Genomic DNA, 23,306 nt, shown 5'->3' on the forward strand with positions numbered 1-23,306 from the left:
TGGGAAGTCCGACGCGGTGTGTCTGCCGGTGATGTGCCTGCCGGCGATGCGCGCGTTCACAGGCTGCCTTCCAGTGATGCGAGTTGGTCCTGGGACAGCTCGACGAGCGGGAAGTCCGACGCGGTGTGCCCGCCGCTGCCGTCCTGCTTCGCGTGCGCCACAAGCACGTCCAGCGCCTCCCGCCACAGTTCCGCGAGCCGCCGCACCTCGTCCTCGGCGAGCACTCCCTGCGCGTAGGACCATTCGGCGACCAACCGCAGGCCGCGAACGTCCCCGTCGACCGCCACCGCGTCGATCTCGACCGCGTGCCCGAGCGGCATCGCCTCCGCCGCCGCGCCGAGCAGCTCGCCGCCCGCCGTGTCGCCGCCGGACATCCGCCCGAGGTAGTTGAAGCGCAGATCGGGCACGGGCAGTGCGGCCAACACCGGTGCGGTGTCCGGATTCAGGTACCGCAGCAGGCCCCAGCCGAGCCCGGCGTCGGGCACCGCGCGCAGCTGTTCCTTGACCAGCTTGAGCGCCTGTCCCGGCCCGGTCCCGGTCGCGTCCCAGAAGGCGTCGCCCGCGGCCGAACCCGCGTCGAGCCGGACCGGGTACTGGGTCGTGAACCAGCCGACCGTCCCGGAGACGTCCATGTCGGCCGCGATCGCCTCGCGGCCGTGCCCCTCCAGGTTCACCAGGAGCCCGGAGCCGGCCGGCGCGGCGCGCCACCGCGCGACCGCGGCCGTCAGCGCGGTCAGCAGCACCGCGTCCGTGCCGCAGTTGAAGGCCGCTGGCACGGTCCCGAGCAGCGCCTCGGTGGTGTCCGTGGTCAGCTCGACGGCGAGCGTCGCCCGCGCGGCTCCTGCGCCGCGCCCGTCGGCGATCCTGGCGTCCCGGCCTCTCAGCGCGCGGTGCCACCAGGCGGGTTCGGCGTCCGCGCGCTCGGGCCGACGCGCCTCCGCCAGCAGCAGTTCGGCCCACCGCAGGAACGACGTCCCAGGCAAGGACGCGACGTCCTCGCCGGACAGCGCGGCGGCTAGCTCGGGGCCGAGCACCCGCCAGGACACCCCGTCCACGGCCAGGTGGTGCACGGTCAGCAGCAGTCGGCCGGCCCGCGCGGGCCCGGCGTCCAGCCAACACGCCCGCAGCACGCCGTGCACGCCGGGATCCAGCCGCGTGTCCCGCGCCAGCTCGTCGGCCAGCGCGTCCAGGTCGTCGGTGCCGTGCGAGTCGAGCCGCGTCACCTCGACCGGCGCGCCGGCCTCGGCGATCTCCAACTCCCCGTCGAGCAGCCGCATCCGCAGCGCCCCGTGCCGGTCGACCAGTCCCCGCACTGCGTGCGTCACGCGGTCCGCGTCGGTCCCGGCCGGCACGGGGAACACCATCGACTGCGTGAACGCGGTCGGGTCACCGCCGGCCGCCCGCCACCAGTGCATGATCGGCGTGAGCGGCAGCCGCCCGACCCCAGGGTCCTCGACCGAGGACAGGGGAGCGGCGCGCGCCACCAGCGCCAGCTGGGCCGGTGTGCGCGCGGTGAACACGTCCCGGGGTGTCAGCGCGAGGCCGGTTGTCGCCAGCGTCCGCCCGGAGAGCTGGATCGCCATGATGCTGTCGCCGCCGAGCCGGAAGAAGTCGTCGTCCGCGCCGACCCGTTCCACGCCAAGCACTTGCGCGAACAGCCCGCACAGCGCCTCCTCGCGATCGGAGGCCGGCGCGCGCATCGCGGACACCGGCAGCTCGGGCGCCGGCAGCGCGGCCCGGTCGAGCTTGCCGCCGGGGGTCAGCGGCAGCGCGTCGAGCACGACGACCTCCGCCGGCACCAGGTGCAGCGGCAGCCGGCCGGCCAGGAACTCGCGTAACGCCTGCGCCGCAACGGAAGCCGGCGCGACCGCATAGGCGACCAGCTGCCTGCGGCCGGGACCGTCCTCCCGCACGATCGCCACGGCCCGCGCGACCTCGGGGTGTTCGGCCAGCACGGCGGCGACCTCGCCGGGCTCGATCCGGAAGCCGCGCAGCTTCACCTGGTCGTCGGCGCGACCCAGCCAGTCGAGCGACCCGTCGTCCCGCCGCAGCACCAGGTCCGAGGTGCGGTACATCCGTGCCCCCGGCGGCCCGTACGGGTCCGCGACGAACCGCTCGGCGGTCAACCCCGGCCTGCCGAGGTAGCCGCGCGCCAGGCCGTCGCCCGACAGGTACAACTCGCCGAGCACGCCGACCGGCACCGGCCGCAGCCGCGCGTCCAGGACGTGCGCCCTGGTGCCGGCGAGGGGAGTGCCGATCGTGGGTGCCGTGCCGTCCGCGACCAGTGGCCAGGACGCGGTGGCGCTGACGGTGAACTCCGTTGGCCCGTAGGCGTTGTGAAAGCGTCGACCGTCGACCGCCCAGCGCGCCACGAGTTCCGGCGGGCACGCCTCCGCGCCCGAGATCACCGCGCGCAGCGCCGGGTACCCGCCGTCCGGGATGCTCGCCAACACCGACGGCGTCATGATGCTGGCGGTGATCGCCTCCCTGGTCAGGAGTTCGCCGAGCGCGGGCCCGGCGAGCGGACCGGCCGGGGCGACCACCAGCGTGCCGCCGGACCCGAACGCGAGGGCCGCCTCGCCGACCCAGATGTCGAAGGCGGGCGACCCCAGTTGAAGGATCCGGTCGGCCGCGTCGAGCCCGAACCGCCGCACCCAGCTGTCCGCGAGCGCGGCGATCCCGGCGTGCGTGACCGTGACGCCCTTGGGCCGTCCGGTCGAGCCGGAGGTGTGGATGACGTACGCGGCCTGCCGAGGGTCGATCGGTTGCGTGCCAAGCGGTTCGTGGTCGTACGAGCCGTCGTCGAGGACCAGCCTCGGCACGTCCGTGGGAAGCTGCGCGGCCCAGTCCGCGACGAGCAGCACGGGCGCCGCGTCCGCCAGCACGTGCCGCACGTGCTCGGCGGGGTAGTCCAGGTCGATCGGCAGGTACGCGCCGCCGGCACGCTGCACGGCGAGCGCGGCCACCACCATCGCGGGGGTTCGCCCGAGCGCCAACGCGACGGTCCGCTCGGGGCCGACGCCGAGCCCCGCGAGCCGGCCGGCCAGCCGGTCCACCCGGTCGGCCAACTCGGCGTAGGTGAGGGAGAACTCACCGCTGGACAGCGCCCCGGCGTCCGGGGTGGCGATCGCGTGCCGCGCCACCATCTCCGGCAGCGACTCCGGCGCGGGCGCCGGCGGACCGGCCGACAGTTCCAGCAGCCGGTCCAGTTCCTCGGCCGGCACCAGGTCGTGCTCGCGCATCGGGAGGTCGGGCGCCGAGGTGAAGCGGCGCAACAACTCCACGAAGCTGTCCGCCCACCGCGCCACCACGTCGGGGGAGAACAGGTCCGCGCGAACCTCAAGGCTGCCCGTCATGCCGTCGTCGCTGTCCCGCACGATGCCGACGAGGTCGTGCTCGCCGCCGGTGTGGATCCGCTCCGGCTCGGCGAACTCCCGCAACGCCCGCACACTGCGCTGCTGCGCGAGGTGCATGAACACCCACTGGAACAGCGGCGACCTGCCGGCGTTGCGCTCCGGCGAGGCCGCCGAGACGATCCGTCCGACCGGCACGTCGGCGTTCGCCATCACGGCGGGGAAGTCGGCGACGAAGCGGGCGAGCACGTCGCCGAACGAGTCAGTCGGCCCGATGCGCCACCGCGTCGGCACGGCGTTCATCACGTAGCCGATGACGCGGTCGAGCCCCTTGGCGGACCGGTTGGCGGTCGGCGTGCCGAGCACCAGGTCGTCGACGCCGGTCAGCCGGTGCGCGAGGACCGCGAACGCGGCCATCAGCACGACGTACACGGACGCGCCGCGCTCGCGGGCCAGCGCGCGCACCGCGTCGGCGGTGGCCGCATCGATGCGCAACGGGATCTGCGCGATGCCCTTGCCAGCACCGGCCGAGGCGCCCGGCACGGTCAGCGCCTGCGGCGGCTCGGCGAGGTACCGCTTCCAGAACTCCAGGCGCGCGTCGAAGACGCCGGACTCGGCCAGTTCGCCCTGCCAGGCGGCGAAGTCCGCGTACTGCACGCTCGGCCGGGTCAGCGCAGGCGCGTCACCGTCGCGCACCGCCCGGTACGCCTCGGCGAACTCGCTTTGCAGCACGTCGAAGGACCACCAGTCGGTGATGATGTGGTGCAGGCTCAACATCAGCGTGCAGCGGCGCTCGTCGACCGTGACGAACCTGGCCCGCACCAACCGATCCCGAGCCAGGTCGAAGGGCCGCCGGCGGAACGCCTCGAACGCGGCGTCGATGCCCCGGCCGGTGCCGCGCAGGTCCTCCCGTTCCAGCGCGAACGGGCCGGCCGGCGGGAAGGACAGCCACAGGTCCCCTGCCTCGCCGCTGATTCTGGCGCGCAGGATGTCGTGGTGCTCCTGCACCAGCGTCAGCGCGGCCGCGAGGTGTACCGGGTCGACCGGGCTGTCGAAGTGGTACGCGGCACAGAGGTTGAGCGCGGGAGTGCCGGGGTACAGCGAGTCGTACACCCACAGGTCCTCCTGCGCGGGGCTCATCCGCACCGGCCCGTCCTCGCCTCGCGGCGGCACGACGGCGGGGATCGTCCCGGTCTGGCCGCCCTCGACGAGCTTGCGCATCAACCGAACCCGCTGCGCCGAACTCAGCGCGCTGAACCGGTCGGCGGGCGAACCCTGCGACGGGGGCATCAGAATTCCTTTCGGAGCTCGGCCAGCCGGTGCAGCCCGGCCAGCACCTCGTCGAGGCCGAGGCCGAAGTCGATGAAGCAGGCGATCTCGTCGACGCCGAGGTCGCGCAGGTCGGCGAGCGACTTGCGGCACGTCTCGGCGGAGCCGAGCAGCGCGCCCCAGGTGAGATAGCGGCGGAACGCGAACTCGGCGAGCAGCGAGGTCTGCTCGTCGGTCAGCTCGGCGGTACGCTTGTCGGCCGACTTGTTCGCGCTGGTCTGCCGCACATAGGACTTGAGGTACGTCGTGAGCGGCGCGGCGGCCAGCCGCTGCGCCTGCTCGTCGTCGACGCCGACATAGGTGTGCGCCATCAACGTGACCCGGCCGTTCGGCCCGGTGCCATGTTGGTCGGGGGCCGTCGCGCAGGCCGTCCGGTAGATCGCGATCTTCTCGGCGAGCTCGTCGCGGCTCTGCCCGACGGTCGCGCCGAGCACACCGGTCCGCAGCCGGCCAGCGGCCTCCCACGTCGCCGGGTTGCCGGAGGTGGTCATCCACAGCGGCAGGGTTTCCTGCACGGGCCGCGGCTGCGGCAGCACCCTGGCCATCGCGCCGGTCCCGTCGGGGAACTCCTCGGACTCGCCGGCCCAGAGCCGGCGCAGCAGTGGGATGTCGCGCAGCATCCGCTCCCGGCGGTCGGCGTAGGTGTCGGGGGAGAGGACGAAGTCGGCCGAGTGCCAGCCGGTCGCCACCGACAGCCCGACCCTGCCGTGCGACAGGTTGTCCACGACCGCCCAGTCCTCGGCGACCCGCAGCGGATGGTGCAGCGGCAGCACGACGCTGCCGGCCCGGATGCCGATCCGTTCGGTGGCGACGGCGAGCGCGGCGCTGAGCACCGGCGGACTGGGGAAGACCTGCCCGACCTGCTGGAAGTGCCGCTCCGGCGTCCACACCGCGTGGAAGCCGAGCCGGTCGGCGGTGCGCGCGATGGTCAGGATGTCGTCGTAGGTCTGCGAATGCCGGGCGTCGCCGGCATCAGCACCGAAGAACATCACGCTGAGGTCCACGGCGCCTCCTCCTGTCGTGCTGCGGGCTGCTGGCGAGGCACGCGCGCCCGCCGGGGAATCGGCGTCGCCGCCGCGGTGTCGCCGCCGGCCGCCAGCGCGGCGGCCAGTTGCGCGACGGTCGGCGCGGCCAGGAACTGCGCCGCGGTCGCCGTGCCGCCGTACTCGGTGGTGAGCCTGGCGACGACGCGCACCGCGCGCAGCGAGTTGCCGCCGAGCATGAAGAAGTCGTCGTGCACGCCGACCGAGTCGACGCCGAGGACGGCGGTCCACACCTCGGCGACGCGCCGCTCCAGCTCCGTGCGCGGGGCGATGGCCGCATGCTGTTGCGGCGCCTCGATCTCGGCGGTCGGCAGGCGCGGCGGCTCGACCAGGCCCAGCCGGGACAGCGGAAGGTCGGGATCGGCGACGGCCGAGGTCAGGGCGCGCACGAGGGCGTCGGCGTGCCACTCGACGAGGTCGCGCTCCAGCGCCCCCGTCCGGTACTCCAGGGTGACCGCGAGCCCCTGCGGGTCGCCGTCCGGGCCGTAGTCGTCCAGCACGTCGACGAGCAGGTCGAACCGCGCGGCGCCGGTGCGCACCACCTCCACCCGCGACTCGACGCCGGCCAGGTCCAGCCGCGCCCAGGCATTGTTCTGCAACGCCAACACCACGTCGGTGAACGGCTGCCGCCCCGGTCGGCGCGGCGGGTTGACCGCGTCGACGACCTCCTCGAACGGCACGTCCTGGTGGTCGAAGGCGGCCAGGTCGGTGTCGCGGACCGCGGCGAGCAGCTCGCGCACGGTCGGGTCGGCGGACGTGTCGGCGCGCAGCACCAGCAGGTTGACGAAGAACCCGACCACATCGTCCACGGTCCCGTCGGTGCCGCGCCCGGCCACCGGCGCGGCGACGGCGGTGTCCGCCCCGGCCCCGGCGTGCGCGAGCACGGCGGCCAATGCCGTGTGCAGCACCATGAACAGCGTCGCGCCGTGTTCGCGGCCGAGCGCGACGAGCCCGGCGTGGGTGGCGGCGTCCAGCCGCCGCACCACGACGTCGGCGTCCGGCAGCCCGGTGTCGTCGGCGCGGCGGGCCAGCAGGGGAGCCCGCGTGCCGGCCAGAACCCTTGTCCAGTAGGCGAGTTGGCGTTCCCGCAGCGCGGCCGGTCGCTGCCGCTGCCTGGCGGCGTGCTCGGCGTACCCCACGGCCAGCGGCGGCGGCGTCTGGCCCGCGTACGCGAGCGACAGGTCGCGGAACAGCGGCGGCAGCGACCAGCCGTCGGCGGCGATGTGGTGCATCACCAGCAGCAGGGCGTGCTCGTCCGGCCGTTCCGCCACGGTGAACAGCACGCCGAGGATCAGCGGTCCGCCGCCGAGGTCGAACCGGTGCCGGGCCGCCGCGCGGATCCGGTTTTCCAGGTCATCGGCGGCCACCACGGCGTGCTCGAACCCCGGCCGCACGGTGTCGACGGCCAGCACGCGCGGCACTGGCGCGCCGTCGACCTCGTCGAAGACGGTGCGCAACGGCTCGTGCCGCGCCACGACCTCGCCGAGCGCGGCGGCCATCGCGTCGGCGTCGACGGCGCCGCGCAACCGCGCCACCATCGGCAGGTTGTAGGCGACACCCGCGTCGGTCCGGTCCAGGAACCAGAGCCTGCGCTGGGCGGGGGAGACCTCGCCCGCCGCGCCGCGATCGTCGGCCGAGGCAGGCTCGGCCGGGACCGCCATGGCCTGCGCGACCCGGACCGAAAGCGTCGCGGGTGTCGGCGCCTCGAAGAGCGCGCGGACCTCGATCTCGGCCCCGAACACCGCGTGGATCCGCCCGAGCAGCTTCGCGACCAGCAGGGAATGTCCGCCAAGGGCAAGGAAGTTGTCCTCGACGCCGACGGACTCCCTGCCGAGCACCTCGGCGAACAGCCCGCAGAGCGTCTGCTCCGTCTCGCCGGCCGCCGCTCTGCCGTCGACGCCCCGCGTCGCCTGCGGGGCCGGCAGCGCGGCGCGGTCGAGCTTTCCGTTCGCCAGCAAGGGAAGCGCGTCCAGCGTCACGAACGCGCCGGGCACCAGATAGTCGGCCAGCGCGTCCGTCGCGTATCCGCGCAGCTCCCGTTCGTCGTAGCCGTCCCGCGCGACCACGTAGGCGACGAGCCCCCGCTCACCAGCGTCGTCCTCGGCCGCGACGACGGCGACCCGCGCCACGCGCGGGTGCCGCGCCAGCACGGTCTCGACCTCGCCGGGTTCCACCCGGAAGCCCCGGATCTTGACCTGGGCGTCGGCCCGCCCGAGGAACTCCAGCACGCCGTCCGCGCGCCGCCGCACCAGGTCCCCGGTGCGGTACATCCGTTCGCCCGGCTTGCCCCAGGGATCGGCGAGGAAGCGCTCGGCGGTGAGCCCAGGCTGTCCGGCGTAACCCGTGGCGATGCCGGCCCCCGACGCGTACAGCTCGCCGGTCACGCCGTCGGCGACGGGCCGCAGCCGCTCGTCGAGGACGTGCACCCGCTTGCCCGCCAACGGTTGCCCGATCGGCACCGGCCCGCCGTCGGCGACGGTGTGCTCGTCAACGTGGTGCACGGTCAGGAAGACCGTGCCCTCCACGGGCCCGTATCCGTTGCTGAGCCGCAGGTCCGGCCACCGCAGCAACGCGCGGGCCGCGTGCACGGGGGACAGCGCCTCGCCGCCGACGAGGAGTTCCCGCACGCCGTCGATGGCGCGCGGGTACTCGTCCACGATCACGTTGAACAGGCTGCTGGACAGGTACATCGAGGTGATGCCGTGCTCGGCGACGAGCCGCCCCATCACCGTCGGGTCCGGTCGCTGGCCGGGATGCAGCACGCAGGTCCCGCCGCCGAGCAGCGGTCCCCACAGTTCGAGGGCGAACGCGTCCCAGGACACCGGCGCGCACTGCAACCACACCGCGCCGGCGCCGAAGCTGGCGAAGTCCTGTCCCGTCAAGGTCGCGGTGATCGCGTGGTGGGACGCCACGATGCCCTTGGGGCGCCCGGTCGATCCCGAGGTGAACATGACGCAGGCAGCGTCGTCCGCGCTGCCCGGGATCGCGTCAAGGCACGGCGTCGCGTCCGCGTCCGCGACGCGGATCGCGGCCCAGTCGCCTACCAGGTCCGCGCCGGGCCCGGCGACGACGACCCGAACCCGCGCGTCCTCGGCCATCCCGCGCAGCCGCGCGGCGGGCAGGTCGGGGTCGAGCATCACGTAGCCCGCGCCGGCCCTCAGCGTGCCGAGCACGGCGACGACCAGGTCGGTCGAGCGTTCGAGGTAGACGCCGACCAGGGCGCCCCGGCCGACCCCGCGACCGGCCAGCAGCCCGGCGAACCGCCCGGCCCGCGTGTCCAGTTCGCGGTAGCTCAACCGCTCGTCGCCGAACACCAGCGCGGTGTTCTCCGGCGCGCGCAGCACCTGCTCCGCGAACCGTTCGTGCACAAGGGAGAACGGGTTGGTCGGCACGGTCATCCCTCCAGATCGGGCAGCAGCGTGTCGATATCGCGCACGGAGCGCCTGGCGAGTCCCCACAGCGCGACGGCGATGCCGCACAGGCCGGCGATGAGCAACATGGCGGCCATGCCGCTGCCCGGCCGGTTGCCGAGCAACGGCCCCAGCACGACGAACACCCCGGTGCCCGCGCTGGCCTGTGGTTCGAAGACGTGGTCGGCGAGCGGCCCGGAGACCGCCGTAGCCAGCGGCACGGAGATCTGTGACAGGAACATGACCGCGCCGAACACCCGGCCCTGCCATTCCTGCGGCACCTTGGTCTGCACGATCGACTGCATCGAGCCGTTGATGACGGGCATGATCAGCGCCCCGACGAGGATCGCGGCGCACCATCCGACGACCCCGCCAGCCAGCGCCATCGCCACCTGGGCGGACAGGCACATGCCGATGATCGCGGTCATCATGCCTCGGCCCCGGTTGCGCGGCCCGCCCCAGGCGGCCATGAGGAGGCCGCCGGCGACACCGCCGATCCCGATGGCGGTGTTGACGCTGGCGAGCGCGGCGGTGTTGTTGCCGGTCCTGGTGAGCACCATCGGCTGCACGGCGGCGAACCCGAAGATCATCACTAGGTTGACGACGCAGAAGGTCAGAATCAGGTCGCGCAGGCTCGGCTGCGTGAACAGGTACCGCAGGCCGGCGACGGCCTCGGCCGCGATCTTCTTGCGTGGCCCCGCTTCGTCCTTCTTCCTGACCTCGTCGCCCTTGAACCGCACGACGCGGATGGCGACGAGGGCGAGCACGAAGCTGATCAGGTCGACGGCGAGGATGACGCCGATCCCGGACAGGGCGATCAGGACGCCGCCGAGCGCTGGCCCGCAGATGTCCGCCGTGCTCTTGGCTGAGGCCAGCAGTCCGTTGGCGCGCTGGAGCTGGTCCTTGCGCACGAGCATCGGCACGCTGGAGGCCATGGCCGGGTACTGGAACGCCGCGGCCGCGCCGAGTAGTGCGACGGCCGGGTAGACCTGCCATGACTCCAGGCCGCCGCCGGCGAACTGGAGGATGGCGAGCAGTCCCACGATGACCAGCCCGCCGGTGTCGGCGAACTGGAGCGCGGCCCGTTTGCTGACCCGGTCGATGACGGCGCCGGCCACCGGGCTGAGCAGCACCTGCGGCAGCAGCGCGCACAGCGAGAGCGTGGTGACGGCGGTGGCCCGCTCACCTGCGGACCACGCCTCGATGATGAAGGCGAACCGCAGCACGGAGTTGCCGACGAGCGACACCACGTGCCCGCCCCAGATGAGCGAGAAGCCGCCCATTCCGGCGAAGCGGCCAGGACGCGGGGCCTGTGGTTCCGTGTCGTCGGGCGTAGGTAAGGACTTGCGCATGAATACCCAGGCGTCCCTTCGATGCTGATCACCGATCGGTCCGGCGCGGCGGGCTCGAGCACGCGGCCGCGCGCGGCGCCCTCGCCGGCGATGTGCGGTTCGTGTGCCGCGCTCAGGACACGCGGGCGTGCGGAACGGCCGTTCTTCGCGTGGTCGCGCGGGCGGGCACTGGCCGGCGGCCGTGAGCGGAATCGGTATAGATCTTGACAAACCCCGGGATATTCACCTTGAGCGGGAAGTGGTCGACACCGGTTCGTCGTCGCATAAAATGCGCATACCTACTGCTCATCCCCCATGGTCGAACACCTGTAACTCATTCCTGTATCAGGTGTGATCACATCGTTGCCCCCACGGACCTGTTTATCATGAGTATTGTCCGGGTTGTGATCATGTCAACCCCGCAGAGGTGTGATGGAGATCACAGTAGCGCAATCTGGCGGTCACCTGAGATGATCAAGGAAATGTGCTTGCATGCTTGAAAAGTAACCAAGATCCGAATAGCGTTCGAATTCAACTTTGTCTCGTCGTGTTCAAGTCACGGAGCGCAGTGGGGGAGAACCGATGACCAACCCGTTCGACGACGACAGCGGCACTTTCCTGGTCCTGCGCAACGAAGAGGGACAACACTCGCTGTGGCCGTCCTTCGTCGACGTGCCCGCAGGTTGGCGCACCGTGCACGGTGCGGGCAGCAGGCAGGAGTGCCTCGACTACGTCAACGAGCACTGGACCGACATGCGGCCGGCCAGCCTTGTCGAGGCGATGGACGGCACCACCGCGTAGCGGCCGCCACGCGGCGGAAAATCGATCGTCGGCGCGTCGCGGCTCGGCGGTCCGGGCCGTCGGGCGCCTTCTTCGGAATCGATGTCAAAATATCTTTTGTTCGACGATGTTTCCGCGGTGACTCGATTCGTCGAGCCGGAGTCGTGAAACGGCCGTCCCGCTGTGTGACGTCGCCGCAGGATGTCGGGAGCCGATCACTCGTCGGGCATTGACGCACAGCGGGAACGGTCGGTTCGAATTGTCGCGGCCGCGCACCCGCTCCGTCGGCCGCGGCGCGCGTCCGGACCCGGGACTCAGGACGTCAGGAACTCGACGACCGCGCGCACGATCGCGCGGTGACCGGTCGGCGTCGGGTGCACGCCGTCCTCGCCGAGCAGGTCCGTCGTGGACGGCGTGCCGAACACGGCGGTGAGGTCGACGACCGGCTCCTGGCGGGCCAGGATGGCCGCGCGGACGGCGGCGGCGTCGTCGGCCCGCCAGCGGCGACCGGTGTTCCGGTAGTTCGGGTACGCGCGTTCGCGCTCCTCGTCCACCGGCGGCGGCGTGATCCAGACCCAGGAGGCCTGCGTGCCCTCCTCGGCCATGCGCCGCGGTTCGGCCAGGTTCGCCGCCGTCTCCGGCGCGCTCACCAGGGGCGGTCGGCGGCGGGGGATTGGCGCCGCGCGTCGTTGGTGCCGATCATGCAGAGAATCCAGTCCGGCCTCGTCTCCAGCGTCGTCCCCATCGCGCGCAGCGCCTCGGTGGTCGTCTGGCCCGCGACGGCCGCGTTGACCACCGTGATCCCGTCCCCGCCCCGGCGCAGCGCCAGCAGCTGCCGCAGAATCTCCAGCCAGGACTGGAGATCGTCGGTGGTGCTCTCGCCGATGGCGACCACGGTCGCGCCCGCGCGGAAGGGCAGCGCGTCGACCCTGGCGGCGAACGCCGGTCGGTGAGCAGGTCGCGCGCGGTCTCCTCGGTGTTCGCGGCGAAGCGGGCGAGCAGGTCGCGGTAGGTCTCGTCGTCGATGCCGTACACCGAGGCGAGGTTCGCGGGAGCCAGACCGGGCAGCCAGGGGTAGACCTTCTCCGGGTGCACGTTCTGGACCAGGCGAGCGATCATCGTGTCGTTCAGGTTCACCGGGTTCTCCATAGGGTTTGTCGGGTCAGCGGGTGACCAGGCCGCCTGCCACGTCGATCGTGACGCCGGTCAGCCAGGATGCGCTGTCGGAGGCGAGGAACAGCGCGGCCGAGGCGACGTCCAGCGACTCGCCCAGCCGCCGCAACGGATGCGCGGCCGCGATCTGCTCCTGGACGTTCGCCGGGATCCGCGCCTGGTTGCGTTCGGTGCGGATCGCGGACGGCGCGACGCAGTTGATCCGGACGCCCTGTGGGCCAAGCTCGATCGCGGCCTGTTGGGTCAGCATCACCACACCGGCCTTGGCGGCGGCGTAGGCGAGTGGGGCCTTGCCGGTCGGCTGGCGGGCCGCCGAGGAGGCCATGGTGATGACCGAGCCGCGGCCGCGCTCGATCATGCCGGGCAGAAAGGCTTGCAGGGTCAGGAATGTGGCGGTGAGATTGTCATCGATCGCCGTGCGCCACTGCTGTTCGGTGATCTGGGTGATCGGTCCCGGCGCCGAGGTCGAGCCGCCGGCGAACGCGGCGAGCACGTCGACCGGTCCGAGCTCGGCCTCCGCTCGTGCCCTGGCCCGTGCCAGGTCGGCGGGGACGGTCGTGTCGGCGGCGACGCCGATCGCCGCGCCGCCGCCCGCCACGATGCCGTCGACCACCTCGGCGATGGCCGCCTCGTCCCTGCCGAGGACCGCGACCTTCGCGCCGTTGCCGGCGAACAGGCGGGCGGTCGCCGCGCCGATGCCGCGCGAGCCGCCGGTGACGACGACCGTCCTGCCGGCCAGTTCGGGATAGTTCTGCATGCTGCTCATGGCGATCTCCACGGTTGTCAGCTGGCACGAGTCGACTGGGCGACCCCGGTGCGATATGATTTGAATGGACAGACGGTACATCCAAATTGGCGAGGGAGGCAAGGCCGGTGAGCCCACGCGCCTACCAGTCGGACAAGCGTCAGGCCGCGGCCGAGGAGACCCGCGAGCGGATCCTGGGCGCCGCGCGGCGCATCCTCGCAGGCAAGGGCGTCGTGCAGGTCACCATCGACTCCGTCGCGCGCGAGGCCGACGTGTCGCGGCAGACCGTCTACAACGCGTTCGGCTCGAAGTCCGGGCTGCTCGAGGCGTTGTGCGACGCGTTGGCGAACCGGGGCAGGCTGGACCGGTTGGCCGGCGCGATGACCCAGGGCTCGCCCGACGCGGCGCTGGCGGGGTTCGTCGAGGTGTTCTGCCGGTTCTGGGCCGCCGACCGGGTGGTGACCCGCAGGCTGCGAGGGCTGGCCGTCGCCGACCGCGACCTGGACCGGGTGCTGCGCGAGCGCGACGAGCGCCGCAGGCACGGGCTTCGCGCGCTGCTGCGCCTGTTCCCGGAACTCGTCGACGGGTCGGCCGAGCCGCAGGACGACCTGGTCGACCTGTTGTGGACACTGACCAGCTTCGAGACCTTCGACGTGCTTGCCACGAAGACCAGGGGCGTTGCGGCGGTCGCCGCGCTGCTCACCGACGCGGCCGGGGCCGTTCTCGGTCTGCCGGGGCAACGGCATTGACCTCGACCAAGCTGGAGCTTCTAGGGTGGGCGGAGCGCGATGTCCGAACACCTTGTACGAAAGGAAAAGCACCATGTCGGTGGAGCTGAACCACACGATCGTCTCGGCGCGCGACCGGGCCGCGTCCGCGGAGTTCCTGGCGAGCGTCCTCGGGCTCCCCAAGGCGGAACCCTTCGGCCCGTTTCTCGCCCTGCGGCTGGCCAACAACCTCACCCTCGACGTCATGCAGGTCGACGGCGAGGTCGCGTCCCAGCACTACGCCTTCCTGGTCGGCGACGACGAGTTCGACGAGATCTTCGGCCGAATCCGCGACCGGGGCATCCGGTACTGGGCCGACCCGATGCACACGCGGGCCGGCGAGGTGAACGACTGGAACGGCGGGCGCGGCGTCTACTTCGAGGACCCGAGCGGCCACAACCTCGAGATCCTCACCCGCGCCTGAGGGTCGGCCACGGCCGGGGCTGCGGGTGACCGGGCGGGTCCGTAGGGTCGGTGCCCATGATCCTGGGTCTGGTGGCGGCGTTCGCGGCGGCGGTCTGTTACGGCGTCGGCGCGGTGATGCAGGCGCTCGCGGCGCGGTCGACCTCGGACACCGACGGCGGCGTCGATCCCCGGCTGCTGGTTCGGCTGCTGGGCCAATGGCGCTTCCTGGTCGGGCTCGCCCTGGACGGCGTCGGGTTCGTGGCCCAGATCCTGGCGCTGCGGGTGCTGCCGCTGTTTCTCGTGCAGGCCTCGCTCGCGGCGAGCCTCGCCGTGACGGCGGTGGTCGCGACCTGGCTGGTCGGCGTCGTGCTCGGCTGGCGGGAGTGGGTCGCCGTCGCGGTGGTGTGCCTGGGGTTGACGGTGCTCGGCGTGTCCGCGAAGGGCGAGGGAGCGACCTCGGTCGGCGGCGGGTTCCACTGGGCGCTGCTCGCCGTCTCGGTCGCGCTCGGACTAGCAGGCATGGCGGCGGGTCGGCTGTCCGACCGCGCCCGCACCCCCGTGCTCGGGCTGATCGCCGGCCTGGCGTTCGGTCTGGTCGCCATCGCCAGTCGGGTGCTCAGCGACTTCGCCGTCCCGCACCTGCTGCGCGATCCGGCCGCCTACGCGGTGCCGGTCGCCGGCGTCATGGCGTTCCTCTTCTACGCCTCGGCGTTGCAGCGGGGCGGGGTCACGGCGGCGACGGCCATGATGGTGGTCGGCGAGACCGTGGTGCCGGCGCTGGTCGGCACCATGCTGTTGGGCGACGAGACCAGGCCGGGGTTCGCGCCGGTCGCGGTGGCGGGCTTCGTCATCGCGGTGGCCGGCGCGCTGGGGCTCGCGCGGTTCGGCGAGGTCGGCGCCGAACCCCGGCAGCCACAGTCACAGCCGACCGGGTAGGGCCGGCACGACCCGAACGGCCCGCCTACGAACCGCCGGTGAAGCTGACGGCGTCCTCCCGCAACTCCTGCCGGATGCGCTGCTGCAACTCGCGCATCGTGCCGCCGTAGGTGGTGCGGAACTCCTTGTACTGCCGCGAATCCAAGCCATTGCCGTCGGCCAACAGGTCCCGGCCGCCGCGCAGCTGCCGGAACGCCTCCTCGGCCGCGTCGAGCACGTCCTGGCCCGCGACGATCGCCAGGCGGTAGCGCAGCGTGTAGGCGCCGCTGGCGCGGAACGCGTCCAACACCGGGCCGCGCCGCTCCTCCGCCGTACCGTGAGCCGTGACTGCGGCCCGCATGGTCTCGTGCGCCTCGGTGAGGGCGGTCAGGTACTCGGAGTACACCTCCTGCAACATCTTCCTCTTCTGGAGGCTCTGCTCACGCCGCCACTTGATCCTGTCGTTCACCAGGGTCGAGCCCAACGCGATCACGGCCCCCATCGCGGTTCCCAGGATCGTCATCCACTGCATGGCGCCGATCTTGGTCGCTGGCAGGGGAATTGCCAAGCCGGTCAGTCCGCGCCACGGTCGTGCTGCCGGTCCAGGATGCGGACCTGCTGCCAGCCGTCGAGCACGGCGAGCAGTCCGCCTGCCAACGCCAGCGCGAGCGCCACCCTCGGCAGGCCGTCGGCGTGCACCCTGGCCAGCACGACCACGGTCGCCCAGACCTGCACGCTGGTGAACAGCGCCATCAACGCGCCGCGCCGCACCAGCCTGCGCCATCGGCGGGGGTCCCTCTGCTGGTGTAGCTGGGGAACGGTCATGCGAGCCTCCTCGTCTCGGTGCTACACCACCGGTTTAGCCCGGTCGGAGGAGTTCGTCTGCGTCAGCTGACACAGCGCCGCGATTCGCCGCGCAAGAAGCTAGGGCGCGAGCACCAGGTCCTCCGTCGGCTGGAAGGTCTCGACCGCATTGCTGGTGACGTGCTTGGCCAACCCTGGGTTGTGCGCGTGCGCCTGCCGGAAGGACGCCGACGACATCCAGGCCAGGAAGTCGGCCTCCGATTCGAACTCGTTGACCGACACGTAGGGCTGGCCCGGCTCGGTCGGCCGCAGCAGCGTGCTGCGGCGCAGGCCCGGCACGCCGGGCAGGAAGGTGCGCATGGTCCCGACGAAGTGCCGCTCGAACTCCTCGGCCTGATCCTGCGGGACGAACAGGCGGTTGGTGGCGACGAACATGGTCATCCTCCGCACCCTCGCTGACCGGCCGCCGACCGTTGCCGACGGCCTGTAGGCAACTGTTCCAACGCCACGTCGGAAACGCAAGGGGCTACTCTTCTGGTGTGCCAAGGATCAGCGCCGCGACGGTGGCCGAGCACCGCGCGAACCAGCTCCGCGCGTTGCTGGACGCGGCGGGGGAGCTGGTCGCCGAGGGCGGCGCGGAAGCGTTGACGTTGGCCGCGCTCGCCCGCAGGGTCGGGCTGTCCCGGCCGAGCCTGTACGAGTACTTCAGGTCCAAGGAGGACCTGGTCGCCGCGATCCTGTCCGACGAGCTGCCGGACTGGGCGCGCCGCCTCGACCGGGCCGTCCGCGAAGCGCCGAACCTGCCGGCCAAGGTCGAGGCCTACCTACGCACCCAGCTCCAGATCGTCGCGGACGGCCGGCACGGCGCCGCCGTGCTGCTCGCCGCGCACGCCCTGCCGGCCAGCAGCCGGGAACAGATCCGCGCAGGGCACGAGCGGCTGCTCGCGCCGCTCACCGACGCCCTGCGCGAGGCCGGTGTGTCCCAGCCGGAGTTGCGGGCCGCCCTCGTGCACGGCACGGTCGAGGCCGCGGCGCGGCGGATCTCGCCGGGGCAGCGGGACCACAACGAAACGGTCGTCGCCGCGCTGCTCGACCAGGTGCTGCACGGCCTCGGCGTCGACTGACCGTCCGCGAGCCTCAACGGGCCCGGTAGGCCCGCCAGTCGCCGATCTCGGTGATGTCGAGCAGTTCCTCCGTGCCGAGGAACGACTCCCGCAGCACGGTCGCCAGGCACGCCGTGCCGTCGGACAGCTCGACGACGCCGAGTTCGAGTTCGGGCGGCTCCGCCGGCAGCAGGTGGTCGCGCAGCACCGACAGCGGCAGGTCGTACACCTCGCCGACGACGCTGGCGCCGCCGCGCGGCACCTCGTGCATGGCGGGAAACCGGTCGCCGACGGAGAAGTACCGATATCGCGGCGCGCTCCGCGCGACCCGCACCAGCGCGGCGCCCTGCAACTGGTGGTGCAGCGGGCCACCGCGCATCCCGCCGCCGTTGAGGAACATCAGTGCCATGACTGCCTCCGAGGGTCTGTGCGCTTAGAGCTCTTAGGCGACGTGGCTGGGCGGGGACGTGTCGTGCTGTTCCCGGTGGATCGGGAAGTCCGTTGTGGACAGTGGAAGGCCGCTGCCGCCCCTCCTGGCCGCGATCAGCTCCGCCGCGATGGACACCGCGGTCTCCTCCGGGGTGCGCGCGCCGAGGTCGAGGCCGATCGGGGACCGCAGCCTGGCCAGTTCGGCGTCGCCAAGACCCACCGCCCTGAGCCTGGCGAGCCGGTCGGCGTGGGTCCGCCGCGAGCCGAGCGCGCCGACGTAGCCGAGCGGCCTGCGCAGTGCCTCGACGAGCAGCGGGACGTCGAACTTGGGATCGTGGGTCAGCACGCACACGGCGGTGCGCCGATCGGTCCGCGTGCCGGCCAGGTACCGGTGCGGCCAGTCGACCACGACCTCCTGCGCGGCGGGAAACCGTTGCGGGGTGGCGAAAACTCCCCTGGCGTCGCACACGGTGACCCGGTAGCCGAGGAACGCGCCGATCTCGGCGACCGCCGCCGCGTAGTCGATCGCGCCGAACACCAGCAGCCTCGGCTGGGCGGACCAGGACTCCACCAGCACGCGCACCTCCTGGCCGTCGCACTCGCCGCGCGGGCCGCACCGGAGTGTGCCGGTCCGGCCCGCGTCGAGCACGCCCCGCGCCTCGGTGATCACCGTCGCGTCGAGGCCGTGGTCACCAGTGCTGCCAACGTGTTCGGCCGCGAAGACGGCGACGCTCCCGCCGACCAGGTCGGCCGGTCCCTCGACGACCCTGGCGAGCGCGACCGGGCGATCCGTCGCCGCCGCCAGCTGCGCCGCGGCGACACCCGTCTCCCGCTCGGGAGTCACCGCCTGCACGAACACCTCCAGTTCGCCGCCGCAGGTCAGCCCGATGGCGAAGGCGTCGTCGGCCGAGTAGCCGAACCGCGCGAGCCTCGGGCGTCCCGAGACCAGTACCTCCTGCGCGAGCTCGTAGACCGCGCCCTCGACGCAGCCGCCCGACACGCTGCCGAGCACCGTGCCGTCGGCCAGCACGGCCAGCGCCGCGCCGGGTTGCCTCGGCGCGCTGCCGACCACCTGCACCACGCTCGCCACCGCATAGGACTCGCCGGCCGACCGCCGTTCGAGCAGCCGGGAAACCAGGTCCCGCATGGACTTCCTCCGATCGCGTTCGGTTGGGCGGCGTGGCGCACGGTTCCTAGGCGGGTTCCTAGTGGAGTGCCGCGGTGATCGCCTCCACGCCGAAGTACAGGACGAACAGGGCGGCCAGGACGCCCATCAGCCAGCCGACCTCGCGTGCGCGTCCCTTGCAGACCTTGATGAGCACGTAGGAGACCAGGCCGGCACCGATGCCGTTGGTGATCGAGTAGGTGAACGGGATCAGCGCGACGGTGAGGAACACCGGGATCGTGTAGTCGGTGTCGTGCCAGGGAATCCGGCGGCACTGGGCCATCATCATGCCGCCGATGACCACCAGCGCCGGGGCCGCCGCCTGCGCCGGCACGACCTCGGCCAGCGGCGTGAACAGCAGGGCCGCCGCGAACAGCGCGCCGGTGACCACGCTGGACAGCCCGGTGCGCGCGCCCTCCCCGACGCCGGCCGCCGACTCGAGGAACACCGTGTTGGGGGAGGAACCCGCGACACCGCCCGCGATCGCGCCTGCGCCGTCGACCAGCAGGATCCGGCCCATGCCTGGCACCTTGCCGTCCCTGGACAGGCCGGCCTCGTCGGAGACGCTGGTGATGGTGCCCATCGCGTCGAAGAAGCCCGACAGCACCAGCGTGAACAGGAACACCGTCGCCGAGATGGCCCCCGCGGAGGCGAACCCGCCGAACAGGTCGATGTGCCCGAACAGCCCGAAGTTCGGCGCGGCGACGAGACTGTCCGGCAGCTGCGGCGTGACCAGGCCCCAGCTCGTGACGTGGAAAACGCCGTTCACCACGATGGCCAGCACGGTGGCGACCGCGATGCTGATCAGCACCGCCCCTGGAACGCCGCGCGACAGCAGCACGATCATCAGCAGCAGGCCGATGCAGAAGATCGCGATCGGCCAGCCGACGAGGTGGCCGTTGAGCCCCATCCGCACCGGCACGGTGGAGTGCGCGAGGTCCGGGGTCCTGGTCACGAAGCCGGCGCTGACCAGCCCGACGAGCGCGATGTAGAGCCCGATGCCGACGGTGATCGCCGTCTTGAGTGCCATCGGGATGGCGTTCATGATCCGCTCGCGGACGCCGGAGACGGCCATCAGCACGATGCAGACGCCCTCCAGCACCACAAGGCCGAACGCCTGTGCCCAGGTCATCGTCGGGGCCATCTGGAAGGCGACGACGCCGTTGATGCCGAGGCCCGCGGCCATCGCGAGCGGCGCGTTGCCGACCAGTCCCATCAGGATGGTCATCACGGCGGCGGCGAGGGCGGTCGCGGTGGTGAGCTGCGCCGTGCTCAGCTTCGCACCCGTGATGTCGGCCGAGGCGCCCAGAATGAGCGGATTGAGCAGTACGATGTAGGACATCGCGACGAACGTGGTGATCCCGCCACGGACTTCGCGGCCGACCGTGCTTCCGCGTTCTGCGATGCGGAAGAAGTGGTTGAATGGAGATGTGCTGGTGCGGGCGGGCTGTTCTGGTTCCGGTTGGTGCGGCGGGCTGTCGCTCCGTAGCTGGGTCATGACGTCCTTCCCATGCCGGTGGGCGCGTTGAACCAAGCCCTTGTGCGGCAAGGACTTGGTTCAACGCGTTTGTGTTTCTTTGGTGCTCCGGTCAGCACCCGTGGCTTGTGGCCACTCCGGGGGATCTCAGATCAAGTTGGCCGTTCAGTGGGATCTCGGGTCAGGTCGACCGGTCAGTAGTCCACGCGGTCGGTGCTCGCGACCCACGCGTTGAACGGCGCGTTGTCCTCGCCGGTCGACACCCGCTGCACCGACACCGGCCAGGTTTCCCGTGGCCTGGCGAACAGGTCGTAGAACTCGCGGTCGTCGAACCCGGCCGCCGCGGCGTCGTCGCGGTCGGCGGCGAACACCACGCGGTCGACCCTGGCCCACAGCGCGGCGGACAGACACAGCGGGCAGGGCTCGCACGAGGAGACGAGCACGCAGCCCGTCAGCTTGAAGTCGCCGAGTTCCTGGCAGGCCGCGCGGATGGCCACCACCTCGGCGTGCGCGGTGGGGTCCAGTGTCGGCGTCACCTGGTTGGTGCCGGTCGCGATGACCTTCCCGTCCTTAATGATGACCGCGCCGAACGGTCCGCCGCCGGCCGTCACGTTTGCGGTGGCCAGCCGGATCGACTCGAGCAGCCAGTCCTGCTCGGCGGTGTCGGCGTGGGAAAGCTGTGTGGTCACGGGATTCTCCTTCAGGTGCCGGTGATGTGCTCGGGGCGGACGGGGGCGCGCGTCAGCGCGAGGCCCGTCGCCGCCCTGATCGCCGCGACGATCGCCGGCGTTGACGAGATGGTGGGTGGTTCGCCGACCCCTCGGATGCCGTACGGCGCATGGGGATCGGCCAGTTCGAGCACGTCGATGCTCATCGGGGGCATGTCGAGCACGGTGGGGATCAGGTAGTCGGTGAAGGAGGGGTTGCGGATCTTTCCGCCGCTGGTCTGGATCTCCTCCATGACCGCGAGGCCGAGCCCCTGCGCGGAACCTCCCTGGATCTGGCCGAGCACGGCCTCCGGGTTGAGCGCCTTGCCGACGTCCTGCGCGCAGTCCAGCTCGACGACCTTCACCAGCCCGAGTTCCACGTCCACGTCGACGACGGCGCGGTGCGCCGCGAAGCCGTACTGGACGTGCGCGTTGCCCTGGCCGGTGACGGGGTCGAGAGATTCGGTCGCGCGGTGCCGCCATTCGACGGTCTCGTCGACGACGTCGTCGCCGAGCACGTCGACGAGGTCGGCCAGCACGCCGTGCAGGTCGGAGACGAGCTTGCCGCCGTGCAGCGACAGCCCGACCGCGTCGACGCCGAGCTTGCGCGCGGCCAGCTCGAAAAGCCTGCCGCGCACGGTCTGGCACGCCGAGCGGACCGCGCCGCCGGTCACGTAGGTCTGCCGGGACGCCGATGTGGAGCCGCCGTTGCCGATGGTGGTGTCCATCGGCGCGATGGTGACCCGCTCGACACCAAGCTCGGTGCGCACGATCTGCTGCATGATCGTCACCAGGCCCTGGCCCACCTCGCAGGCCGCGGTGTGCGCCAACGCGGACAGCTCGCCGCCGATGACCTGCACCCGCACCCTGGCCGTGGAGAAGTCGTCGTAGCCCTCGGAGAAGCAGACGTTCTTGATGCCGACGGCGTAGCCGATGCCGCGCACCACGCCCTCGCCGTGCGTGGTGTTGGACGCGCCGCCCGGCATCTCCCTGATGTCCACCGGCTCGGTGCGGTTGACCGGCGGCAGCGGCTTGTCCTTGACCCGCCGCAACAACTCAGCGACCGGCGCGGCCGAGTCGACCACCTGACCGGTCGGCATGAGGCTGCCCTCGTGCATCGCATTGCGGATGCGCACCTCGACCGGATCCAGCCCGACCGCCGCGGCCAGCTTGTCCATCTGCGACTCGTAGGCGAACCCGGCCTGCACCGCGCCGAAGCCGCGCATCGCGCCGCACGGTGGGTTATTGGTGTAGACGCCCCAACAGTCCACGGTCGCGTTCGGCACGTCGTAGGGCCCGACGCCGAGCGTGGCGGCGTTGGCCACCACGGCCGGCGTGCTGGACGCGTAGGCGCCGCCGTCCAGGTAGATGCGGCACTTGACGTACACCAGCCGGCCGTCGCGGTCCGCGCCGTGCTCGTAGTACAGCTTGGCCGGGTGCCGGTGCACGTGGCCGTAGAAGGACTCCAGCCGGTTGTAGACCATCTTCACCGGCTTGCCGGTGTGCAGCGCGAGCAGGCTCGCGTGCACCTGCATGGACAGGTCCTCGCGGCCGCCGAACGCGCCGCCGACGCCCGACAGCGTCAGCCGCACCTTGTCCAGCGGCAGGCCGAGCGCCTGGGCGACCTGCTTCTGGTCGACGTGCAGCCACTGCGTCGCCACGTAGAGGTCGATGCCGCCGTCCTCACCGGGCACCGCGAGCCCGGACTCCGGCCCGAGGAACGCCTGGTCCTGCATGCCGACCTCGTACTCGCCGGTGACCACGACCTCGGCGGTCACCTGCTGGTCCCCGTGCCGGATCGGCACGTGCCGCACGAGATTTCCGCCAGGGTGCAACGGGGTTCCCCGGCCGTGCGCCGCGTCCTCCATGTCCACCACGGGTTCCAGCACCTCGTAGTCGACCGCGATGCGCTCCATCGCGCGCCGGGCCGTCTCCGGGTGGTCCGCGCCGACCAGCGCGACCGGCTCGCCCTGGTAGCGGACGACGTCGACGGCCAGCACCGGTTGGTCGGGATGCTCGAGGCCGTACAGGTTCTTGCCGGGCACATCCGAGTGCGTGAGCACCGCGTACACCCCCGGCACCTTCAGCGCCTCGGTGATGTCGATCGACCTGATCCGCGCGTAGGGGTGCGGGCTGCGCAGCGTGGCGCCCCAGATCATGTCCTCGTGCCACAGGTCCGAGGCGTAGGCGAACTCACCGCGTACCTTGAGGTTGCCGTCGGGACGCTGTGGGCTCGCGCCGATGCCGCCGGCCACCGACGAGGTCAGGTCGGTCGGCGTGCGTACGGGTGCGGACTTGCTCATCGACGTCCTCGCTTCGCTCCGGGCGCCGATGAGGCTCCGAGTGCGCGGTGTTGAATGACTCTCTCGC

General features: G+C 72.0%; 20 protein-coding genes. 5 read left to right on the top strand and 15 right to left on the bottom strand.

Features of this window, described 5'->3' with window-relative positions; translation table 11 throughout:
* Window positions 1-56: 56 nt before the first annotated feature.
* The 4 genes from F0L68_RS26815 to F0L68_RS26830 are packed head-to-tail and all read right to left on the bottom strand — an operon-like array spanning window position 57 to window position 10,487.
* A complete protein-coding gene (locus F0L68_RS26815) occupies window positions 57-4,643 on the bottom strand; it encodes a non-ribosomal peptide synthetase (protein WP_149852592.1) in 4,587 nt (1,528 codons plus the stop codon).
* Window positions 4,643-5,686 carry a MupA/Atu3671 family FMN-dependent luciferase-like monooxygenase gene (locus F0L68_RS26820; RefSeq protein ID WP_149852593.1) on the bottom strand — a complete coding sequence of 348 codons (1,044 nt, stop codon included), beginning with the start codon at window positions 5,684-5,686 and terminating at the stop codon, window positions 4,643-4,645. The genes F0L68_RS26815 and F0L68_RS26820 overlap by 1 nt, the downstream gene beginning before the upstream one ends.
* On the bottom strand, window positions 5,671-9,123 hold the full coding sequence (locus tag F0L68_RS26825) for a non-ribosomal peptide synthetase (protein WP_149852594.1): 3,453 nt from the start codon (window positions 9,121-9,123) through the stop codon (window positions 5,671-5,673). Before F0L68_RS26825 ends, F0L68_RS26820 begins: the two co-directional genes overlap by 16 nt.
* Entirely contained in the window at window positions 9,120-10,487 is a 1,368-nt protein-coding gene (locus F0L68_RS26830) for an MFS transporter (RefSeq protein ID WP_149852595.1), read from the bottom strand. Before F0L68_RS26830 ends, F0L68_RS26825 begins: the two co-directional genes overlap by 4 nt.
* A 561-nt stretch (window positions 10,488-11,048) precedes the next feature.
* Between F0L68_RS26830 and F0L68_RS26835 the strand changes: the two genes are divergently transcribed.
* Window positions 11,049-11,267, top strand: a complete 219-nt coding sequence (locus F0L68_RS26835) for an MbtH family protein (protein ID WP_149852596.1) — start codon at window positions 11,049-11,051, stop codon at window positions 11,265-11,267.
* A gap of 293 nt (window positions 11,268-11,560) precedes the next feature.
* On the opposite strand, the gene F0L68_RS26840 is transcribed toward F0L68_RS26835, so the two are convergent.
* The 3 genes from F0L68_RS26840 to F0L68_RS26850 form a co-directional block, all read right to left on the bottom strand.
* Window positions 11,561-11,896, bottom strand: coding sequence for an SGNH/GDSL hydrolase family protein (locus F0L68_RS26840; protein ID WP_149852597.1), 336 nt, complete (start codon window positions 11,894-11,896; stop codon window positions 11,561-11,563).
* Window positions 11,893-12,141 carry an SGNH/GDSL hydrolase family protein gene (locus F0L68_RS42680; RefSeq protein ID WP_188316852.1) on the bottom strand — a complete coding sequence of 83 codons (249 nt, stop codon included), beginning with the start codon at window positions 12,139-12,141 and terminating at the stop codon, window positions 11,893-11,895. The genes F0L68_RS26840 and F0L68_RS42680 overlap by 4 nt, the downstream gene beginning before the upstream one ends.
* Before the next feature lie 267 nt (window positions 12,142-12,408).
* The gene (locus tag F0L68_RS26850; RefSeq protein ID WP_223199161.1) at window positions 12,409-13,185 is read right to left on the bottom strand and encodes an SDR family NAD(P)-dependent oxidoreductase; all 777 of its coding nucleotides are present in this window, start codon (window positions 13,183-13,185) and stop codon (window positions 12,409-12,411) included.
* A 107-nt stretch (window positions 13,186-13,292) separates the two neighbouring features.
* Here F0L68_RS26850 and F0L68_RS26855 point away from each other — a divergent pair, with 107 nt between their 5' ends.
* The 3 genes from F0L68_RS26855 (at window position 13,293) to F0L68_RS26865 (ending at window position 15,272) form a co-directional block, all read left to right on the top strand.
* Window positions 13,293-13,913 (top strand): TetR/AcrR family transcriptional regulator, encoded by a 621-nt coding sequence (locus F0L68_RS26855; RefSeq protein ID WP_188316853.1) that lies wholly within the window; start codon window positions 13,293-13,295, stop codon window positions 13,911-13,913.
* A gap of 73 nt (window positions 13,914-13,986) precedes the next feature.
* The gene (locus tag F0L68_RS26860) at window positions 13,987-14,355 is read left to right on the top strand and encodes a VOC family protein (protein WP_149852600.1); all 369 of its coding nucleotides are present in this window, start codon (window positions 13,987-13,989) and stop codon (window positions 14,353-14,355) included.
* 56 nt (window positions 14,356-14,411) lie between these two features.
* Complete coding sequence (locus tag F0L68_RS26865; protein WP_149852601.1) at window positions 14,412-15,272, top strand: DMT family protein; 861 nt, start codon at window positions 14,412-14,414, stop codon at window positions 15,270-15,272.
* 25 nt (window positions 15,273-15,297) lie between these two features.
* Here F0L68_RS26865 and F0L68_RS26870 read toward each other — a convergent pair whose 3' ends face one another.
* The 3 genes from F0L68_RS26870 to F0L68_RS26880 all read right to left on the bottom strand — a co-directional run bounded on the left by F0L68_RS26870 (window position 15,298) and on the right by F0L68_RS26880 (window position 16,496).
* Window positions 15,298-15,774 (bottom strand): hypothetical protein, encoded by a 477-nt coding sequence (locus F0L68_RS26870; RefSeq protein WP_149852602.1) that lies wholly within the window; start codon window positions 15,772-15,774, stop codon window positions 15,298-15,300.
* A 50-nt stretch (window positions 15,775-15,824) separates the two neighbouring features.
* Entirely contained in the window at window positions 15,825-16,076 is a 252-nt protein-coding gene (locus tag F0L68_RS26875) for a hypothetical protein (protein WP_149852603.1), read from the bottom strand.
* A gap of 99 nt (window positions 16,077-16,175) precedes the next feature.
* Entirely contained in the window at window positions 16,176-16,496 is a 321-nt protein-coding gene (locus tag F0L68_RS26880) for an antibiotic biosynthesis monooxygenase family protein (protein WP_223199162.1), read from the bottom strand.
* 98 nt (window positions 16,497-16,594) lie between these two features.
* Between F0L68_RS26880 and F0L68_RS26885 the strand changes: the two genes are divergently transcribed.
* Window positions 16,595-17,179, top strand: coding sequence for a TetR/AcrR family transcriptional regulator (locus F0L68_RS26885; RefSeq protein WP_149852604.1), 585 nt, complete (start codon window positions 16,595-16,597; stop codon window positions 17,177-17,179).
* A 13-nt stretch (window positions 17,180-17,192) separates the two neighbouring features.
* Here F0L68_RS26885 and F0L68_RS26890 read toward each other — a convergent pair whose 3' ends face one another.
* From F0L68_RS26890 to pucD, 5 genes are all read right to left on the bottom strand, one after another.
* Window positions 17,193-17,567, bottom strand: a complete 375-nt coding sequence (locus F0L68_RS26890) for an allophanate hydrolase-related protein (protein WP_149852605.1) — start codon at window positions 17,565-17,567, stop codon at window positions 17,193-17,195.
* Between the two features lie 33 nt (window positions 17,568-17,600).
* Window positions 17,601-18,734: an XdhC family protein gene (locus F0L68_RS26895; protein ID WP_149852606.1), complete on the bottom strand. Its 1,134-nt coding sequence runs from the start codon at window positions 18,732-18,734 to the stop codon at window positions 17,601-17,603.
* A gap of 58 nt (window positions 18,735-18,792) precedes the next feature.
* Window positions 18,793-20,250 carry an NCS2 family permease gene (locus tag F0L68_RS26900; protein ID WP_149852607.1) on the bottom strand — a complete coding sequence of 486 codons (1,458 nt, stop codon included), beginning with the start codon at window positions 20,248-20,250 and terminating at the stop codon, window positions 18,793-18,795.
* A 173-nt stretch (window positions 20,251-20,423) separates the two neighbouring features.
* A complete protein-coding gene (locus F0L68_RS26905) occupies window positions 20,424-20,918 on the bottom strand; it encodes a nucleoside deaminase (protein ID WP_149852608.1) in 495 nt (164 codons plus the stop codon).
* 11 nt (window positions 20,919-20,929) lie between these two features.
* On the bottom strand, window positions 20,930-23,239 hold the full coding sequence (gene pucD / locus F0L68_RS26910) for a xanthine dehydrogenase subunit D (protein WP_149852609.1): 2,310 nt from the start codon (window positions 23,237-23,239) through the stop codon (window positions 20,930-20,932).
* Window positions 23,240-23,306: the final 67 nt, after the last annotated feature.

This window comes from Solihabitans fulvus (assembly GCF_008386585.1).
Taxonomy (GTDB): Bacteria; Actinomycetota; Actinomycetes; order Mycobacteriales; family Pseudonocardiaceae; genus Solihabitans; species Solihabitans fulvus.

Coding starts and splice junctions, on each gene's coding strand:
- F0L68_RS26815 (WP_149852592.1), bottom strand. CDS start 4,643: ATGCCCCCGTCGCAGGGTTCGCCCGCCGACCGGTTCAGCGCGCTGAGT.
- F0L68_RS26825 (WP_149852594.1), bottom strand. CDS start 9,123: ATGACCGTGCCGACCAACCCGTTCTCCCTTGTGCACGAACGGTTCGCG.
- F0L68_RS26830 (WP_149852595.1), bottom strand. CDS start 10,487: ATGCGCAAGTCCTTACCTACGCCCGACGACACGGAACCACAGGCCCCG.
- F0L68_RS26835 (WP_149852596.1), top strand. CDS start 11,049: ATGACCAACCCGTTCGACGACGACAGCGGCACTTTCCTGGTCCTGCGC.
- F0L68_RS26850 (WP_223199161.1), bottom strand. CDS start 13,185: ATGAGCAGCATGCAGAACTATCCCGAACTGGCCGGCAGGACGGTCGTC.
- F0L68_RS26860 (WP_149852600.1), top strand. CDS start 13,987: ATGTCGGTGGAGCTGAACCACACGATCGTCTCGGCGCGCGACCGGGCC.
- F0L68_RS26865 (WP_149852601.1), top strand. CDS start 14,412: ATGATCCTGGGTCTGGTGGCGGCGTTCGCGGCGGCGGTCTGTTACGGC.
- F0L68_RS26870 (WP_149852602.1), bottom strand. CDS start 15,774: ATGACGATCCTGGGAACCGCGATGGGGGCCGTGATCGCGTTGGGCTCG.
- F0L68_RS26875 (WP_149852603.1), bottom strand. CDS start 16,076: ATGACCGTTCCCCAGCTACACCAGCAGAGGGACCCCCGCCGATGGCGC.
- F0L68_RS26880 (WP_223199162.1), bottom strand. CDS start 16,496: ATGACCATGTTCGTCGCCACCAACCGCCTGTTCGTCCCGCAGGATCAG.
- F0L68_RS26890 (WP_149852605.1), bottom strand. CDS start 17,567: ATGGCACTGATGTTCCTCAACGGCGGCGGGATGCGCGGTGGCCCGCTG.
- F0L68_RS26895 (WP_149852606.1), bottom strand. CDS start 18,734: ATGCGGGACCTGGTTTCCCGGCTGCTCGAACGGCGGTCGGCCGGCGAG.
- F0L68_RS26900 (WP_149852607.1), bottom strand. CDS start 20,250: ATGACCCAGCTACGGAGCGACAGCCCGCCGCACCAACCGGAACCAGAA.
- pucD (WP_149852609.1), bottom strand. CDS start 23,239: ATGAGCAAGTCCGCACCCGTACGCACGCCGACCGACCTGACCTCGTCG.